This window comes from uncultured Amnibacterium sp., assembly GCF_964245895.1.
Taxonomy (GTDB): Bacteria; Actinomycetota; Actinomycetes; order Actinomycetales; family Microbacteriaceae; genus Amnibacterium.
In genome coordinates this window covers 1-14,476 of the sequence record NZ_CAXTOQ010000081.1, presented here as the reverse complement: position 1 = coordinate 14,476, position 14,476 = coordinate 1, and the positions used below count along the sequence as shown (strand labels likewise).

The 14,476-nt window shown below is 71.9% G+C and carries 13 protein-coding genes; 6 read left to right on the top strand and 7 right to left on the bottom strand.

Annotated elements, in window-relative coordinates:
* Positions 1-278: 278 nt before the first annotated feature.
* The 3 genes from ACFE60_RS11775 to ACFE60_RS11765 all read right to left on the bottom strand — a co-directional run bounded on the left by ACFE60_RS11775 (position 279) and on the right by ACFE60_RS11765 (position 3,352).
* Entirely contained in the window at positions 279-656 is a 378-nt protein-coding gene (locus ACFE60_RS11775; protein WP_375389050.1) for a DoxX family protein, read from the bottom strand.
* A gap of 61 nt (positions 657-717) precedes the next feature.
* Positions 718-2,211 carry an MFS transporter gene (locus tag ACFE60_RS11770; RefSeq protein ID WP_375389049.1) on the bottom strand — a complete coding sequence of 498 codons (1,494 nt, stop codon included), beginning with the start codon at positions 2,209-2,211 and terminating at the stop codon, positions 718-720.
* A 40-nt stretch (positions 2,212-2,251) separates the two neighbouring features.
* Positions 2,252-3,352, bottom strand: coding sequence for an FAD-dependent monooxygenase (locus ACFE60_RS11765; RefSeq protein WP_375389048.1), 1,101 nt, complete (start codon positions 3,350-3,352; stop codon positions 2,252-2,254).
* 106 nt (positions 3,353-3,458) lie between these two features.
* On the opposite strand from ACFE60_RS11765, the gene ACFE60_RS11760 reads away from it, so the two are divergent.
* Complete coding sequence (locus tag ACFE60_RS11760) at positions 3,459-4,076, top strand: TetR/AcrR family transcriptional regulator (protein WP_375389047.1); 618 nt, start codon at positions 3,459-3,461, stop codon at positions 4,074-4,076.
* A gap of 21 nt (positions 4,077-4,097) precedes the next feature.
* Here ACFE60_RS11760 and ACFE60_RS11755 read toward each other — a convergent pair whose 3' ends face one another.
* The gene (locus ACFE60_RS11755; protein WP_375389046.1) at positions 4,098-4,598 is read right to left on the bottom strand and encodes a MarR family winged helix-turn-helix transcriptional regulator; all 501 of its coding nucleotides are present in this window, start codon (positions 4,596-4,598) and stop codon (positions 4,098-4,100) included.
* A gap of 87 nt (positions 4,599-4,685) precedes the next feature.
* Between ACFE60_RS11755 and ACFE60_RS11750 the strand changes: the two genes are divergently transcribed.
* On the top strand, positions 4,686-5,303 hold the full coding sequence (locus tag ACFE60_RS11750) for an NAD(P)-dependent oxidoreductase (RefSeq protein WP_375389045.1): 618 nt from the start codon (positions 4,686-4,688) through the stop codon (positions 5,301-5,303).
* Positions 5,304-5,322: 19 nt separating this feature from the next.
* Here ACFE60_RS11750 and ACFE60_RS11745 read toward each other — a convergent pair whose 3' ends face one another.
* The gene (locus ACFE60_RS11745) at positions 5,323-7,707 is read right to left on the bottom strand and encodes a glycoside hydrolase N-terminal domain-containing protein (protein ID WP_375389044.1); all 2,385 of its coding nucleotides are present in this window, start codon (positions 7,705-7,707) and stop codon (positions 5,323-5,325) included.
* Between the two features lie 90 nt (positions 7,708-7,797).
* On the opposite strand from ACFE60_RS11745, the gene ACFE60_RS11740 reads away from it, so the two are divergent.
* The gene (locus ACFE60_RS11740; protein WP_375389043.1) at positions 7,798-8,823 is read left to right on the top strand and encodes an aldo/keto reductase; all 1,026 of its coding nucleotides are present in this window, start codon (positions 7,798-7,800) and stop codon (positions 8,821-8,823) included.
* 34 nt (positions 8,824-8,857) lie between these two features.
* Positions 8,858-9,277, top strand: a complete 420-nt coding sequence (locus ACFE60_RS11735; protein WP_375389042.1) for an RbsD/FucU domain-containing protein — start codon at positions 8,858-8,860, stop codon at positions 9,275-9,277.
* Position 9,278: 1 nt separating this feature from the next.
* Here ACFE60_RS11735 and ACFE60_RS11730 read toward each other — a convergent pair whose 3' ends face one another.
* Together ACFE60_RS11730 and ACFE60_RS11725 are read right to left on the bottom strand one after the other, a co-directional pair.
* Positions 9,279-10,286: a LacI family DNA-binding transcriptional regulator gene (locus ACFE60_RS11730; RefSeq protein WP_375389041.1), complete on the bottom strand. Its 1,008-nt coding sequence runs from the start codon at positions 10,284-10,286 to the stop codon at positions 9,279-9,281.
* A gap of 105 nt (positions 10,287-10,391) precedes the next feature.
* Positions 10,392-12,476: a glycoside hydrolase family 36 protein gene (locus ACFE60_RS11725; RefSeq protein ID WP_375389040.1), complete on the bottom strand. Its 2,085-nt coding sequence runs from the start codon at positions 12,474-12,476 to the stop codon at positions 10,392-10,394.
* Between the two features lie 191 nt (positions 12,477-12,667).
* Between ACFE60_RS11725 and ACFE60_RS11720 the strand changes: the two genes are divergently transcribed.
* Both ACFE60_RS11720 and ACFE60_RS11715 read left to right on the top strand, forming a co-directional pair.
* Positions 12,668-13,987: an ABC transporter substrate-binding protein gene (locus tag ACFE60_RS11720; protein WP_375389039.1), complete on the top strand. Its 1,320-nt coding sequence runs from the start codon at positions 12,668-12,670 to the stop codon at positions 13,985-13,987.
* 2 nt (positions 13,988-13,989) lie between these two features.
* Positions 13,990-14,476: carbohydrate ABC transporter permease (locus ACFE60_RS11715; protein ID WP_375389038.1), on the top strand; the 487-nt coding region annotated here is incomplete at its 3' end.

Here is a 14,476-nt window from a genome sequence, read left to right as displayed (position 1 = left end):
GGATCGTCTTCTTCATCGGGGGCCTGCTTCTTGCGTTCGTCTCGTCATCGCCGTGTCCATCGGTCGTGGCCATTGAACATCCCCGCTGAGATCGCAGGGAGACCCGGAGTAGACCGGTACTGCCGGTACCCGTCTTCCAGGGCCGCGGCTTCGTCGATGCGCGCTGCCGCAGCGCGCGACGGCTGCGAGCGCTGTCCGAGGACCTTCCCGCCATGCGGAACGGCCGTCCGGTCCCATGAGCAGGACCGGACGGCCGTCAGCCCTCCCGGTGTCGCCGATCAGGCCGCCTGGGTCACCGCGGGTGCGAGCACCGCCGCCACCGCGGCGAGGACGATGAGCACCGCGTTCACCGGCAGGTTGCGCAGCTCGCCGCGACGCACGTGCGTGACGACCGCGCCGATCTGCAGCACGACCAGCCCGACCGCGGCCGCGATCGCGAGCCACGGCAGCACGTGGGTGAGCGGCGGCAGGATCAGACCGATCGCCCCGAGCACCTCGAGGGCGCCGATCAGCTTCACGCCGGTGTTCGAGGTGGACTGGACCCAGCCCATCCCGGACGAGGCGAGCTTCTCGCGGGGCCGCGCGATCTTCATCAGACCGACCGCGACGTAGAGCAGCGCGAGCAGCCCGGCCACGATCCAGTAGGCGACGGTCATCGGGATTCCTTCCGTTCAGAGCCCGAGCGGGCGTGCTGGGCTGACGTGCCGAGGGAGGCGGTCATCCGGCGTGCACGACGACGGGCTGGTCGCCGACCGTCGCTCCCGCGTCGCTGCCGAGCCGGATCCGATCCGAGTGCCGCCGGAGCAGGGTGCCGCCCACGACGGCGACGAGACCGAAGATGCCGACCGAGACCCAGAACGCGAGGTGGTACCCGGCGAGCACCGCCTCGGCCTGCGCCGCCGTGCCGACGCCGTGGTCGGCCAGGTAGCTCGAGACCGCGTCGGCGCTCAGCGTGCTGAGCAGCGCCGTGCCGATGGATCCGCCGATCTGCTGCATCGTGTTGACCGTCGCGGATGCCACGCCGGCGTCCTGCGGCTGGACGCCGAAGGTGGCCGTGTTCATCGCGGAGGAGAAGATCAGGCCGATGCCGAGCCCCATCACGATGAGTGCGGGCAGCACCACGCCGGCGTAGCCGGAGTCCACGTCGATGCGGGTCAGCAGCGCCATGCCGGCCGCACCGAGCACGCCGCCGATCGCGACGAGGATGCGCGGTCCGACCCTGGGGAGGACGCGGCCGCCGATGAGGGTGGAGGTCAGGATCAGCACGGCGGTCATGGGCAGGAAGGCGAGCCCCGTCTGCAGCGCCGTGTACCCGAGGGTGAGCTGCAGGTAGTAGGTCAGGAAGAGGAAGACGCCGAACATGCCGATCGAGGTGAGGGCGAGCACGATGTACGAGCCGCCGCGGTCGCGGTCGAGCAGCACGCGGAGCGGCAGCAGCGGGTGCGGCGAGCGGCGCTGGACGGCCACGAACACGGCCACCAGCACCGCGCCGGCGATCAGCGGCGCGAGCGTCCAGAAGTCGGTCCAGCCCTGCGTCGCGGCGTTCGAGAACCCGTAGACGATCGCGACGAGGCCCGCGGTGACGCTGACGACGCCGGGGACGTCGATCCGCGGCTTCACCGCGAGGGCGGCGGGCTTGCGCAGGAACACCAGTGCTCCGGCGACGGCGACGACCGCGAACACCACGTTCACGAAGAGGCACCACCGCCAGGACGCGTACTCGGTCAGGACCCCGCCGAGCAGCAGGCCGACGGCCGAGCCGCCTCCCGCCACCGCGCCGTAGATGCCGAACGCCTTGCCGCGTTCCTTCGGGTCGGTGAACGTCGTCGTCATGATGCCGAGCGCCGCCGGGGCGAGCAGCGCACCGAACGCGCCCTGCAGCGCGCGGGCGGTGACGAGCAGGCCGAACGAGTCGGCGACGCCGCCCAGCACGGATGCGGCCGCGAAGCCGATCAGTCCGATGATGAAGCTGTTCTTCCTGCCCCAGATGTCGGAGAGGCGGCCGCCGAGCAGCAGCAGGCTGCCGAACGCGAGCGCGTACGCGGTCACGATCCACTGGCGGCTGTCGTTCGAGAAGGCGAGCTCGCGCTGGGCGGACGGGAGGGCGATGTTCACGATGGTCCCGTCGAGGACGACCATCAGCTGGGCGATCGCGACGACGGCGAGCACGAGCCACCGGTGGTCGCGGGCGGGGGTGCGGTTCAGGGACATGGGATCCAGTCGGTTCGAGTGAGCGGTGACGGGGGAGGGGTCAGCGGGCGCCCGCGGGCGCCGGAGCGTGGCGCGAGCCGAGCTGCATGGCGGTGGCCTGCGGGATCCGGACGCGCTCGTACTCGGCGAGCGCAGCCTGCACGTCGTGCAGCCCGCTGGTGGTGAGCGCGGTGGCGAGCGCGCCGGCGTCCTGGATGGCGGAGTTCGCGCCCTGGCCCATCCGCGGCGCCATGGGATGCGCGGCATCGCCCAGCAGGGTGACGGAGCCGGTGCTCCAGCTCGTCAGCGGGTCGCGGTCGTACACCGGGTTGGCCTTGACCATCGCGGAGCTGCCCGCGATCAGCGCGGGGACCGCCGGGTCGAAGTCGGCGAAGCGCTCCGCCAGCTCGCTGAGCGGGACCTCGCTGGTCCACAGGTGCTCGGGCGGCACGTCGGCGTGGATGATCGTGTCGAGCGCGACCGTGCTACCCGCGCGGAGGGGGAGCGTCGCCAGAGCGAGCGGCTGGTTCCCCCAGAGCCGGATCGTGTCGTTGCTGAGCCCGTCGGGCAGCGCGCTCGCGGGGACCGTGCTGCGGATGACGACCAGGTGCGCGAAGAGCATCTCGTCGTCGCTGATCAGGCGGCGGGTCACGGATCGGATGCCGTCCGCGCCGATCAGGAGGCGCGCGTGGACCTGGCTGCCGTCCTCGAAGAACGCGGTGGCGCCGTCGTCGTCGGTCTCAACCCGCTCGGTCGTGAGCCCCAGGTGCACCGCATCGGGAGGCAGGGCGCCGAGCAGCGCCGAGTGGACGTCGGCCCGGTGCGCGGACCATGCCGCGCCGGTGCCGTCCGCGTCGAGCCGGTGCTGCGCCACCACCTCGCCGGAGGCGGGGTGGCGCACCTCGACGCCGGGCACGGCGACGGCCTGCTGCCGGAACGCCGCACCGACGCCCCAGAGGTCGAACAGGTCGATGCTCGGCTGCCGGATCACCACGGCGCCGCCGATCTCCTTGAGCTCCTGCGCGCGCTCGAAGACGTGCGCGTCGAAGCCGGCGTGGCGCAGCGCGACGGCGGCGGCCGCGCCGCCGATGCCGCCGCCGATGACGGCGATCTCGACGGTCTCGGGAACGGTCGTCACCGGAGTGGTCCTCGTCTCGGTCATGGTTCTGTGCTCCATCCGCATCGGTCTGCTAATCGGAGAAGTGTCTCCGCTTGCGGCCCACCATACATGAAACGGAGAAGTGTGTCCGTTTCGATAGGCTGACGTCATGCCGAACTCGACCGAACCGCCCGCGACGCCGCCGATCGCCGCTCGGCCGCTGCGCAGCGATGCCGTGCGGAACCACCAGGCGGTGCTCGCCGCAGCCCGATCGCTGTACGCCGAGAACGGGCTCGGCGTCGGCTTCGACGAGATCGCGCGACGGGCGGGAGTCGGCGTCGGCACCGTGTACCGCCGATTCCCTGATCGCGACGCGCTGCTCACCGCCCTCTTCCAGGAGCGGTTCTCCGCGGTGCGGGCGCTCGCGCAGCGCGCGCTGGAGGCCGAGGACGCGTGGGACGGGCTCGAGCACTTCGTCGTCGAGTCCGTCGCGATGTTCTCCGAGGACCGCGGGCTGCAGGAGGTCGCGTTCGACCCGTCCGAGCGCTACGCGAGCGTCACCGAGGAACGCGGTCGGCTCGCGGCGCTGCTCGCCCAGGTCGTCCGCCGCGCCCACCGAGCCGGGGTGCTGCGAGCGGACTGCCGTCCCGAGGACCTGGCCGGCGTCATCGCGATGCTGTCGCGGGCCGCCGCGCCGGCGGTCGGGGTCCCGGTCTGGACGGGCGACGGCGTCGCCGGGCGGTGCACCACGTTCGTGCTCGACGGGATCCGGCAGGGCGGCCGCTGACCGCGCGCGGCAGCCAGGGGATCAGCCCCCGAACCGCGGGGTCTCCGGCAGGTCGCGGGTGAGGCCATCGAGCAGCTTCGTCCCGATCCGCCGAAGGTCCTCGAGGTCGTTCGCATCCAGATGGGCGAGGAACGTGCGCCGGACCTCCTCGAGGTGCCCGGCGGAGGCGCGGCGGAGCGCGATCCGGCCGGCTCCGGTGAGGCCGATCGCGGAGACGCGCCGGTCGGACTCGTCCGGCTTGCGCTCGACCCAGCCCGACGCCTCCAGCTTGGCGATCGCGTGCGACATGCGGCTCTGCGAGTAGTCGAGGGCCGTCGCGAGCCGGGTGAGCGGCATCGAGCGGTCGCCCTGCGCGTTCAGCGCGAGCAGGATGCCGTAGTACGCGTGCGGCATGTCCGCGTCGCGCCGCAGCTGCTGATCGAGGCATCGCTCGATCAGTGTCCAGGCCTGGATGTTCGGCCGCCACGCCGCCATCTCCGCGTCGGTCAAGGCCGCGGTCGCCGCGCCCGTCCTCGCTGTCATCCGTGCACGGTAGCCCGTTCGCATGAGCGTTCATCCGCTGTGGTACCGTAAGTACATGAACGTTCATTTGTTTTCCGGAGGCGCTCGATGAAGGTCCTCGTGCTCGGTGCGACCGGGCCGACCGGCAGCCTCGTGGTCGAAGCGGCGCGTCGCGCCGGGCACGAGATCACGGTCCTCGTGCGGAACCCCTCCGGTCTTGCCGGTCCGGACGGGCTGCACGTGCTCACCGGCGACGCGCGGGTGGCGCACGACGTGTCCGCGGCCCTCGAGGGCCAGCAGGCGCTGATCTCGGCGCTCGGCGGCGGATCATCGACCAAGACGACGATCGCGAGCGAGGCGGCGGCCGTCTTCATCCCGGCGGCCGAACGCCTCGGTGTGGCGCGGGTCGTGGTGCTCTCGGCGTTCGGTGTCGGCGACTCGCGCGCGTCGGCCGACCTCCAGCAGCGCGCGATCTTCTCCCTCGCGATGAAGACCGTGTTCGCGGACAAGGACGCCGCTGACCGGGCCCTGCGGGCCAGCTCGCTCGACTGGACGCTCCTCTACCCCGTCACGCTCGACAAGAAGCCGGCGACCGGTGCGGTGCACGTCGGGGACGCCCCGAAGATGCACGGCCTGCCGACCGTCAGCCGTGCCGACGTGGCCGAGCAGCTCGTCCTCGCGCTCGAACGCCCGGACTGGTCCCGGCGGACGCTCGTCGTCTCCTGAGGTCGGCCCGCCGGTCGGGTCACGCGCCCCAGTGCGTCGCGCTCAGGACGACGGGTGCGGACCCGAGGTCGACGGACGTCACGGTGTCGTTCCAGACCACCCGGTGCCGGCCGTGGAAGCGCTCGTCGATCGCCCGGAGCTCGACGCGGAGCGGCACGGCCGCGCCCGTCGGACCCGGGGCCCAGTCGACGTCCACCGCGATGCCCGGTCGCGCGATCGCTCCGCGCAGCCGACCCCGCGGCAGCGACGTCGGCACCGCGGGCAGCAGCTCGATGGAGCCGCGGTGGCTCTGGACGATCGACTCGGTGATGGCGGCGACGAACCCCAGGTTGCCGTCGATCTGGAAGGGCGGGTGCGCGGAGAACAGGTTGGGGTAGATGCCGCCGCCGAACTCGCCGCGGTCGACGGACATGTCCGCGAACACGAGGCGGAGCAGGTCGTCGACCTTGCCCGGCTGGCGGAGGCGCGCCCGCAGCGCGAGCTTCCACACGAGCGACCATCCGGTCGAGGCGTCCCCTCGCCCGTCGAGGCTCGCGGAGACGGCGGCGCCGAACGGACCGTCGAGCGCGTCGGAGCCGGGGAACGCCGACCACAGGTGGGACACGTGACGGTGATCGGGTTCGACCTCCTGCGCGTCGGCCGGCCACTCGGCCACCCGCCCGTCGCGCGCGACCGTCGGCGGCGCGATCCGGGGCAGTGCCGCTGCGGCCGCTCGGGCCACGGGGTCCTCGTCCCGGCCGGTGAGCCGCGCGAGCTCCACCAGCGACGCGAGCAGATCGGTGATCAGCGCGAGATCCATCGTCGATGAGATCCCCGCCGGGACGGCTGCTCCGGCCGCGTCGAGGAACCGGTTCTCCGGGGACGTCGACGGGATGGTGGAGAGCCTCCCGTCCGGCTCTTCGGCGAGCCAGGCGAGCAGGAACTCCGCAGCCGAACGGGTCGGGCCCCATGCGCGGTCCCGCGCGAACGCCTCGTCGGCTCCGAACCGCACGTGCTCGATCAGGTGGTGGCACAGCCACGCGGCGCCCAGCGGCCAGAACGCCCACCGCGGGTCGTGCCGCCCCCAGCCGACCGGCTGCGTGTACGCCCACACGTCCGTGTTGTGGTGCACGACCCACCCGGGTGCGCCGTAGATCCGCTTCGCCGTCTCCCTTCCGTTCACGGCGAGCGCATCGATCAGATCGTGGAGCGGCTCGGCGCACTCCGCGAGGCCGGCGACCTCCGCCGGCCAGTAGTTCATCTCGAGGTTGATGTTCGTCGTGTAGTTGCTGCTCCACATCGGCTGCAGCCGGTCGTTCCAGATGCCCTGCAGGTTCGCGGGCACGCCGCCGGGGCGGCTGCTCGAGATCAGGAGGTAGCGGCCGTAGTCGTAGAGCAGGCCGACGAGGCCCGGGTCGCTCGCCACCGCGCCGTCGGCATCGGCGGAGGCGGTTCGAAGGCGCTCGTCCGTGGGCGAGTCCGGATCCGTGCCGCCGCCCGTGTCGAGGCTCGCCCTCGCGAACAGCCCGCCGTGATCCTCCGCCTGCCGGCGCCGCAGAGCCTCGCCGTCCGCCGCGAGCGCCGTCGCGACCCGGGCACGCGCCCGGGCGCGGACGACCTCGACCGGGGTGTCCGGCGCCTGCCCGATCGCGGTGAACGTCGTGTCCGTGGTGAAGACGATCCGTGCGGATCGGACGCCACGCGCCGCGAGGGGGCCTTCGGCCGTGCCGTCATGGCTCCACCCGACGGCGAGCACGCCGGTCATCGAACGATGCGGGGCGAGATCGAACTCGACCGGGTCGTCGAAGCCGTCCACCGGGGGCGACACGGCGGAGGGCAGGCGCACCTGCGTCAGGGAGCCGTGCTCGTCGACGTCCGTGCGGACGACCTCGAGCGGCGAGCTCGGGATGAGCTCGATCCTGGTTCCGGCGGGGTCGCTCACGCGCACCGTCATCACGGCGACCCCGTCCGGTCGGCTCACGAAGAGCTCGCGCTCGATCGTGTGACCGCTCTGCCCGTAGGTCACGCGGTGCAGGGCGGAGTCCAGCTCGAGCGCGCGTCGGTAGTCCGTGCCAGTGGAGCCGTCGCCGATCAGCATCGTCAGCTCGGCGAAGGGCTCGTACGACTGCGAGTGGCGATGCTGCAGCCGCTGCAGCGGCTCGACCGCCTCCTCGTGCCGTCCCGCGCGGATCGCCGCCCGCGCGGCGGCGATCGCGTCGGCGGCGGCTCGACGGTCGACGCGGGGCTCGAGGCGCTCGCTCGCGGGGGAGCCGGACCAGGCGGTTCCGTCGTTGATCTGCAGGTGCTCCCGGTCCACCCCGCCGAACACCATCACGCCCAAGCGGCCGTTCCCGAGCGGCAGCGCCTCCGTCCAGGACGTCGCGGGGGCGGTGTAGCGCAGCTGAGGTGCGCGCGGAGCATCCATGTGAAAAGGTTATCAACGCCTCGGTCGCGCGAACCTGCTTCGCCGCAGCGAGGCGCTGACCTCGACGGGACCACGATCGGAGGGACTGCGATGCAGCAGGCCGAAGGAGGCGCCGCGGCGGTGCCGCAGCGCCGGTTGCGGACCGGCGCGGCCTTGCCGGCGATCGGCTTCGGCACGTTCGGGTCCGACCGGTACGGGGCGCGAGCGATCGCGGATGCCGCCGCGGGGGCGCTGACCGCCGGGTACCGGCTGCTCGACTGCGCCTCCGTGTACGGGAACGAGCGCGAGATCGGCGCGGCGCTCCGTGGCGTGATCGGCGCAGACGTCCCCCGCGACGACGTGTTCGTGATGACGAAGATCTGGAACGACGCGCACGCACCCGCCGACGCCCGCCGCTCGGTCGAACGGAGCATGCGCGATCTCGGCGTCGACGTGCTCGACGCCTGCTACGTCCACTGGCCGTTCCCGAACCACCACCCGCCGTCGGCCGGCACCGACGCGAGGGACCCGGATGCCCGACCGTACGAGCATCAGGCGTTCATGGCGACCTGGGGAGCGCTCGAGGCGCTCGTCGACGAGGGGCTCGTCCGGCACCTGGGCACCTCGAACGTGACGCTCGCGAAGCTCGCCCTCATCGAGCAGGACGCTCGCATCCAGCCGGCCCTGAACGAGATGGAGCTGCATCCGACCTTCCAGCAGGGTGAGCTGTTCCAGCACTGCCTCGACGTGGGGATCCAGCCGGTGGGGTACTCGCCGCTCGGCTCCCCGTCCCGGCCTGCCCGGGATCGGACCGCGACCGACGTCGCCGATGTCGCGCAGCCGGCGATCGTGGCTGCCGCCGAGGCGCACGGGGTCCATCCGGCGCTGATCTGTCTGAAGTGGGCCGTCCAGCGGGGCCAGGTGCCGATCCCGTTCGCGGTCAAGCCGGAGCAGTACGTCGCGAACCTCCAGGCGGTCATGACGGATCCGCTGACCCGGGACGAGCTGCACGCGATCAGAGGTGCCGATCAGAACGACCGGCTGATCAAGGGCCAGGTGTTCCTGTGGCCCGGTGCGGACTCCTGGCTGGACCTCTGGGACGTCGATGGGCGGATCGCCGGACGGGTGGACGCATGAGATCGATCGGGACATCCATCGAACGGGGACCGCGATGCTGACGACGCCGTTGATCCATCCGCCGCTGCTCGCAGCGCTGGCCGCGGCGGGTCACGGCAGCCAGGTGCTGCTCGCCGACGGGAACTACCCGCACGCCACCGGGCGCAGCGAGCGGTCGGTGCTCGTGCACCTCGACGTCGCGCCGGGGCTGCTGACCGTGCCGCAGGTGCTCGTGCCGATGCTGGCGGTGCTGCCGATCGAGTCGGCCCAGGTCATGGCGACGGCCGACGAGCGGCCGGCGCCCGCGCACAACGAGTACCGGGCGCTGCTGGGCGGGGGAGTCGGGCTCTCGAGCCTCGAGCGCTTCGCGTTCTACGGGGCCGCCCGCGGCCCGGACGTCGCGGTCGTGGTCGCGACCGGCGATCAGCGGCACTACGCGAACCTGCTGCTGACGGTGGGCGTCGTCCCCGAATGACTCAGCGCGGCGGAGCGGTGCTCCGACGCACGACGAGCTCGGTCGGCTGGACGTGGTCGCCTTCCGCGTCGTCGCCGCCCATCGCCTCGAGGAGGAGATCGTAGGAGCGGCGGCCGATGTGGCCGAAGTCCTGCACGACGGTGGTGAGCGGAGGCGACCAGAGCTCCGCGAAGGGGTGGTCGTCGAACCCGACGACGCTGACGTCCTCCGGGACCCGCCGGCCGGCGTCCACCAACCCGCGGATCAGTCCCATCGCGAGCTCGTCGTTGCCGCAGAAGATCGCGGTCACCTCCGGTCGCGCCGCGAGCCGCCGGCCGATCTCGATGCCGGACCGTGCTTCGAAGCTGCCGGGGATGACATCGGGCACGACGGCCCCAGCGGCCGTGAGCGCCGCACGCCAGCCGGCGGTGCGCAGGTCCTCGCCGCTCACCGACGGCGGGATCGAGACGTGGTGGACGGTCGTGTGCCCCAGCTCGAGCAGATGCCGGGTGGCGGCGCGGCCGCCGCCGAACTCGTCGATCAGCGCCTGCGGCCTGGTGGCGTTCGGCCGGCCGGAGGCGAGGGCGACCGCGACGTCCTGCGGGAGGTGACGGAGGACCGCCTCGCCCGGCCGGTCGAAGGTCAGCACGATGATCCCCGCGACCGGCTGGCTGAGGGCGAGCCCGATCGCGGCCTGCACGTCGTCGTCCTGGTCGCTCTCGATCACGGCGATGACGACCATCGTCCCGTCGGCTCGCGCCGCTTCCTCGATGCCCTGGATCGTCGCGGCGTACCCGTAGTATGTCGTGTTCCCGGTGAGCACGACGATCGTGTTCTGAGCGCCGTGCACGAGCGCTCGCGCCGCTCCGTTGGGCCGGTACCCGAGCTGCTTGATGGCATCCTCGACGCGGGTCGCCTTGTCCGGGCTGACCCGGGCCGCGCCGGTCATGACCCTGCTCACCGTCGGCACGGACACGTTCGCGAGTCGAGCCACGTCCGCCATCGAGACGGGGCGGCTCGGCCGGTTCATCAACGTGCTCCTCGGATGCAGGCGCGGGGCCGACGAGCAGCCCCGATCCGAGCGAGCGTATCGACCCTCGTGCGGGCCGACCCCGCGCCGGTGTCGCCGACCGGCTCACGCACCGCGGTGCTCGGTCGGTTCGACCGCGAAGAGTCGTGCGCCGAGTCGTCCGGTGGGGTTGGTGAGGCGGATCGTCCCCGGCGCGATCGTCGCCGTGCGCCACGGCGTGAGCGTCGTCGGGAACACGGGACGGAGGGTGCTGCTCGGCGGCACGGGGAGTTCCAGCACGCCGCCGTCCGACCGGTTCCAGACGGCCAGGTAGGTCTGCTCCGGGGTCTCCAGCGACAGCGCGACCCACTCGTCGTCCCAGCCGGGGAGGCCGAGCGGCCACCTCGGGAGCGACTGCGGCAGGACCGATCGGATCGACTTCGCCAGCGCGACGGCCTCGGTGACGAGCGCGAGGCTCGAGCGATCCATCAGGTCGAGGTGGCCGGAGAGGAAGAACCGGCCGAGCAGGCCGGTGACGAGGCAGAACGCGACCTCCTCCTCCGACATCCCCGGCTGCGGGTACGCCCAGCTGGCGGCCTGCTCGGGCAGCATCGACATCGGAGCGGAGGCCGCGATGACCGGGTAGCGGCGGAAGTCCTGCTGGTCGGACGTCGACTGCAGCTGCATTCGCGCCAGCATCGCGGGATCGGCCCGCATGGCGCCGGATCCGCAGTTCTCGAGCACGAGGTCCGGATGGCGGTCGAGCACCGCATCGAGCCACGCGAGGTGCGCGCGGTTGTGCCGGAGCAGCCCGTCCCCGGCGCTGTCCGCGTCCCGATCGGTCCCGGCTCCGGGGTCGACGTTGTAGTCGAGCTTGAGGTAGCCGACGCCCCAGGCGCCGACGATGCGGTCGACGACCCGGTCGAGATGATCGACCGCCGCGGGGTGAGCGAGGTCGAGGACGTAGCGGCTGTGCTCGACGATCCGGACGCCGTGCCGGCTGAGGAAGGCGTCGTCGGGCAGCGACCGGGCGACGGGGCTGTTGATGCCCACCACCTCCGGCTCGAGCCAGAGCCCCGGGACCATGCCGGCGTCCCGGATGCGCTCGAGGACCCGCTGCAGGCCGCCGGGGAACCGCTCGCCGGCCGGCTCCCACGCGCCCACCGAGTCCCACCAGGGGCCGTCGTCGTACCATCCCGCGCCGAGGCAGAAGACCCCGGCACCGGCGGCCGCCGCGGCGGCGATCAGGGGGAGCAGCTTCTCCGCGGCTGGAGCGCCGTTCAGGGTGTTCATGTAGTCGTTGAACACCACGCTCAGCCGCTCGTTGTCCGGGTGCCGGCGCCGGGTGGCCCGTCGGTAGCGGGTGAGCTCGTCGACGACCGCCTGATGATCCCGTCCGACCGCGACGGTGGCCGGGACCGAGCGGAACGACTCGCCGGGCGCGAGCACCCGGGTCCACTGCGCGTCGGCATCGGTGGGCCCGGACAGCGCCAGGTACGCGCCGCCGGAGTCCTCGCCGACCTCGAAGCGCCAGGGACCGTTGTGCTCGACCTGCCACCCCCACGCCGAACCCGTGCGGGCCGACTCGAGGACGCCGACAGGCAGGAACCGACCGGTCGACCAGGTGCCGGTGGAGACGAACCGGAGCTCGCCACGCGGGGACCAGCCCGTCAGCTCCGCGGCGAGCTGGGGGAACGCGTCCGCGTCGAGCGGCGTCGACCGCCAGCGGTTCTCCCCGAGCCAGTCGCTGGAGGCGGTGTGCAGCGTCCAGTCCCGCATCGACGCGGATCCCGGCTCGCCGAGGTAGCTGGCCCACGACGGCACCCCCTGCAGGACGACGGGGTGGGCGCCGTCGTTCCGGACCTCGACCTCGGACCGGAACGCGCCGACCCCGCCGGGCGTCCGGAGCCGGTGATCGACGACGAGGGACCCGGCACGCGTCGTCAGCCGCAGCTCGCGGACCCCATCGCGGTCGGTCCGGTCCTCGTGGGACTCGTACCGCAGCTGCGGCGCGATGGCGGAGTGCACCAGCCGGTCGCTCGCCGGCTCGTGACCTGCGCCGACGACGAGGACGTCGCCGATCGCGAGCCCGTCCGGCAGTCCGAGGCTCACGCCGTTCGACTCGACCGCGGACCAGGAGGGCGCGGACGCGTCCGTCCAGCGCGCCTCGATCCGCAGGTGATCGTCGCCCCATCGCAGCTGACCGGTCATGCGAGCCTCCTCGTTCTGCGGCTCCGTCTGGACCGTCTTGATAACGATTGCACACAGTCGACCGGCCGCGCCGGGTTGGCTTGAAAAGGTTATCAAAAACGTGTTAGCGTCCCCGCCGTACCGCTTCGAGACCGATGCGGACGACTCCCCAACACTGAGACCACACGGCGACGAGGCCGGAAGGAAGTGCCATGACTGCACCACTCGACAGGCGGATGTTCCTCATCGGTATCGGAGGCGTGGCCATGGCCACGGGCCTCGCGGCGTGCAGCGCGCCCGGCTCCGGATCGCCGCAGGCGAACAACGGCAGCACGTCCGTCAAGACGTTGAGCTTCCTGACGAACTCGGACGACGGCACCGCCGCGCCGACGGTCAAGACCTGGAACAGCGGCAAGCACGCGTTCTCGGTGAAGCTGCAGCAGACCGACTCCTCGACCTACGCGCAGAACTTCCCGCGGCTCGCCACCAGCTCGGACGCGCCGGGCATCGCCGGCTACTTCATCGACGGCGGCCTGTTCAAGGACCTCGCGGTCGCCGGCTCCCTGCTCGATCTCACCTCGCTGTGGGACAAGTCCGGCCTGTCGGCGAACGTGCCGGACCTGATCAAGAAGCGCTACGCCGGCTACACCAAGGACGGGAAGTACTACGGCGCCCCGACCAACACGAGCCGGTACGGCCTCATGTTCTACCGCAAGTCCGTCCTGAAGAAGGCGGGTGTGGCCGAGCCGACGAACCACGAGTGGTCGTCGCTGGCCGAGTTCGAGGCCGCCTGCACCGACCTGATGAAGGCCGGCTTCAACGCGATCAGCGTCGGGGGCAAGGACGGGTACCCGCTGTCCCACATCCAGGACGGGCTGCTCGCCTCCACGATGGAGGCGGACCTGATCGCCGAACCGCTGTCCATCGACTACACGGGCGAGGCCTGGAAGGCGCCCGTGCAGAAGATGGTCGACTGGAACAAGAAGGGCTTCTTCGCGCGCGGCTTCCTCGGCCGCTCGACCGACCAGGGCAACACCCTGTTCGGCCAGGGCAAGGCCGGCTTCAACACGGGTATGAACGTGTGGGAGCCGCTCATGCTCGACGCCGGCGTCCCTCGTGAGGACCTGGACTGGTGCCTCCTCCCCGCGATCGGGGACCTGCCGACCAAGGTCAGCGTGTACGCCGGCGGCGGCATCGTGATCCCCAAGGTGGCCGCCGGCCACGAGCAGGCGCTGGAGTTCGGCGAGTACCTCGTCGGCAAGGAGAACGCGCTCGCGACGGCCAAGTCCGGTGCCGTCATCCCCGCCCGCACCGATGTCCCGGGGCTCGAGGCGGCGCTGGGAGCGAACGGCGGCTCGATGTTCGCCTTCGCGAACCAGGAGGGCCGGAGCCAGTTCGGCTGGGACGACGGCGCACCGACCTCGATGATCACCTACGACCGCACCAACCTGCAGGCGGTGCTCGCCGGCAGCCTCTCGGTCGACGACTTCGGCGCGCAGCTGCAGAAGCTGAAGACCAGCGCCCAGTCCTGAGGATGACGACGCTGAAGAACTCGGCACCGGGTCCTGCTCGGGCGGTCCAGCCGCCCGAGCAGGACCCGGCTCTGCCGCCCGCGAAGCGGTCGAACCGGCTGCGACGCCGATCGCTGGTGCTCATCGTCGCCTTCAGCGCTCCGGCGTTCGTGATGATGCTGGTCTTCCTCATCATCCCCACGATCCAGAGCGTGCGATTCGGCTTCTACGACTGGAACGGACTGACTCCGGCGACGTGGGCCGGGATCGGCAACTACGTCGAGCTGTTCGGGGACGAGCAGTTCCTGCGCGTCGTCGAGCACAGCCTCCTGCTCGCGATCGCCGGCTCGATCGGCAGCGTGCTGGTCGGGATCATGTGGGCCTACGGCATCGAGCGTCGCCTGCCCGGCTGGCGCGCCTACCGGTTCCTGCTCTTCATCCCGGTCGTCATGCCGATCACGATCTCCGCGCTGCTCTGGGCCCTGCTGCTGGACACGAACGGGCCGGTCA